Source organism: Granulicatella sp. WM01, assembly GCF_004570605.1.
GTDB lineage: Bacteria > Bacillota > Bacilli > Lactobacillales > Aerococcaceae > WM01.
Map to the genome: position 1 here is coordinate 1 of NZ_SPPB01000101.1, position 3,183 is coordinate 3,183.

Sequence of the window (3,183 nt, forward strand, 5' to 3'; positions counted from 1 at the left end):
ACGAGGGACTAATGAAAATCACAATGGTTTAATTCGAGAATTTTTACCAAAGGGAAAATCATTTAATTTAGTACCTATTCAAATGATAACAACTATACAAAATGCGTTAAATAATAGACCTAGACGTATACTAGACTATGATACACCTCATACTATGTTTAATCGTTTGTGTGCAACGACATAAACTATAACAGAATAGGTGTAACCGTAAAGGCTCGCTACGCTAATACCTTGACCGTTACACCTATTCCATTACAAAACAACTATGTCGCACACAGACATAGACTGTGACTTTAGTATTTTTCATGTACTGTTGCACTTGGCTTTACAATTCGAGTTTAATAAAATAATGAAAAAAATTAGGCTTTTCATTTTTCTTTTTCATAAATATATGATATAATTTTTTTGAGGATAGAGAGTTTTTAAAACTTGGGCTCGGTAGTGACCGAGCTCTTTTATGTTTGAGAAGTGTGCTAAACTCTTACAGAAAAGAGAGGAAAATAAATATGAAATTTTCAGAATTAGGGCTAAGTGAAGCCTTATTAAAATCAATAAAAAAAATGGGGTTTGAAGAGGCTACTCCTATTCAAGCTCAAACAATTCCTTTAGCATTAGAAGGAAAAGATGTGATTGGTCAAGCACAAACAGGAACAGGAAAAACTGCTTCGTTTGGATTACCAATGTTAGAAAAAATTAATACAAAAAAACGTGTTATTCAAGGTCTTGTTATTGCGCCAACACGTGAGTTGGCTATTCAAACACAAGAAGAATTATTTCGTTTAAGTAAAGATAAACATGTGCGTGTAAATGTTGTGTACGGTGGAAGTGATATTGGACGTCAAATTAAATTGTTAAAAGATACACCGCATATTTTAGTAGGAACACCTGGACGTCTATTAGACCACATTAAACGTAAAACAGTTATACTAGATCATATTGAAACATTGGTTCTTGATGAAGCTGATGAAATGTTAAATATGGGATTTTTAGAGGATATTGAAAATATCATTACTTTGACACCGCAGACAAGACAAACATTACTGTTTTCAGCAACTATGCCAGATGCTATTAAAAAAATTGGTGTGACATTCATGAAAGATCCTGAACATGTGAGAATTAAAGCTAAAGAGATGACGGCTAATTTAATTGATCAATATTTTGTGAAATGTAAAGAACCTGAAAAATTTGATGTGATGACACGTTTATTTGATGTGCAATCTCCAGAATTAACAATTATTTTTGGACGAACAAAACGTCGTGTGGATGAGTTAACAAGTGGTTTAGAAGCACGTGGTTATAAAGCTGAAGGTATTCATGGGGATTTGTCGCAACAAAAGAGAATGAGTGTATTAAATAGTTTCAAAAAAGGAAACTTAGATATTTTAGTGGCAACTGATGTGGCAGCTAGAGGGCTAGATATTTCAGGCGTAACACATGTTATCAATTATGATGTTCCTCAAGATCCAGAAAGTTATGTTCATCGTATTGGAAGAACTGGACGTGCTGGTAAAGAGGGAATGTCTGTTACTTTAGTAACTCCAAATGAAATGGATTATTTAAGAACAATTGAGAATTTAACACGTAAACGTATGACTCCATTACGTCCACCTACAAGACAAGAAGCGTTTGAAGGGCAGTTAAAAGTTGCTTTAGAGCAAGTTAATCAATTAGTAGAAACACTTGATGCAGAACCATTTGAATCTGCTGTTCAAGAATTATTAAGTAAGTACAGTGATAAAGAATTAGCGACATTATTAATCAAAACATTAGCAAGAGATCCAGAAGAAGTTCCTGTAACAATTACACCTGAAAAACCTTTACCACAACGTAAACAACGTCGTAGTCACCATAATAGACATGATCATAAATCATCAAATCGACGTCAACGTTATGAACGTTCATCTGATAATAAACGATATAACAAAAATTTTGATCGTAAAAGACGTGATAAATCTGAAACATTTACAAAAAAAGAAAAAGGTTTTACAATAAAAAAATATAAATAAAAAAGTTTTAGGTAAAACTCGCAAATACAATTAAATGGCTTTAAATTAAGCAATTAAAATTCTTGATTTAAAGCCATTTTTTGAAATGTTTGTTCATTATATTTAACATATAGTGACTTTTTTATTCAAGGAGAGTATATGATTGAACAAATTTTGCAAATACTACACACATTAGAACATGAGGGAACTAAAAAACGTTATCAAAAAATAAATGAAGTCGCTCCCTACATTGGTGTGCCTATGGGAGAATTGAGAAAACTTGCTAAACAATATAAACAGAATAATGAATTATTTATGCCTTTATGGAAAACAGGGATATTAGAGGCACAATATTTGGCATTATTTATTATAAAACCTCATGCATTATCCTGTGAGGATATTTTTGAATGTATCTCTCAACAAGTGTCTGTTAACGTATTAGATAAATTTCTTGATAATGTATTAGCTAAACGGGAAGATATGATGTTTTTTAAATCTACACTAAAAGAATCTGATATATTAGTTCATCAACGTCTATTTTGGGGATTAGAAAGACACTATCTTGTATCAAAAAAAGTGCCAGATGAGGAACTAGTTCACATTTTTCATACTATTTCTAATGAGTTAGTAGAAGTTCAAGAACTGGTGCAGTGGCCTATGAATCGCTGTTTAGTGGAAATGGCTGTAAATTATCCAAACTGGCTAGACAAGTGTTACGCATTAGGAAGTAAACTAGGTGTATATAAGGAGATGAAAGTGCCAAAAGGATGCACTTCTGCCTATGCACCAGAGTGGATTGATGCACTACTAAAACGACAACTTAAATAAAATTAACCTATTTGTTAGGATAATAAAAATTATCTCGAATTGTAAAGCCAAGTGCAACAGTACATGAAAAATACTAAAGTCACAGTCTATGTCTGTGTGCGACATAGTTGTTTTGTAATGGAATAGGTGTAACGGTCAAGGTATTAGCGTAGCGAGCCTTTACGGTTACACCTATTCTGTTATAGTTTATGTCGTTGCACACAAACGATTAAACATAGTATGAGGTGTATCATAGTCTAGTAGACGTCTAGGTCTATTATTTAACGCATTTTGTATAGTTGTTATCATTTGAATAGGTACTAAATTAAATGATTTTCCCTTCGGTAAAAATTCTCGAATTAAACCATTGTGATTTTCATTAGTCCCTCGT

2 protein-coding genes and 2 pseudogenes are annotated in these 3,183 nt (G+C 32.4%); 3 read left to right on the top strand and 1 reads right to left on the bottom strand.

Going from position 1 to position 3,183, the window contains the following annotated elements:
• From E4T68_RS09650 to E4T68_RS08605, 3 genes and pseudogenes are all read left to right on the top strand, one after another.
• Nucleotides 1–184 (top strand): annotated as a pseudogene (locus E4T68_RS09650) (IS30 family transposase); the annotation flags it as partial.
• A 322-nt stretch (nt 185–506) separates the two neighbouring features.
• Nucleotides 507–2,006 carry a DEAD/DEAH box helicase gene (locus E4T68_RS08600; protein ID WP_135125997.1) on the top strand — a complete coding sequence of 500 codons (1,500 nt, stop codon included), beginning with the start codon at nt 507–509 and terminating at the stop codon, nt 2,004–2,006.
• A gap of 138 nt (nt 2,007–2,144) precedes the next feature.
• Nucleotides 2,145–2,813: a DNA alkylation repair protein gene (locus E4T68_RS08605; RefSeq protein WP_135125999.1), complete on the top strand. Its 669-nt coding sequence runs from the start codon at nt 2,145–2,147 to the stop codon at nt 2,811–2,813.
• Between the two features lie 186 nt (nt 2,814–2,999).
• Here E4T68_RS08605 and E4T68_RS09655 read toward each other — a convergent pair.
• Nucleotides 3,000–3,183 (bottom strand): annotated as a pseudogene (locus E4T68_RS09655) (IS30 family transposase); the annotation flags it as partial.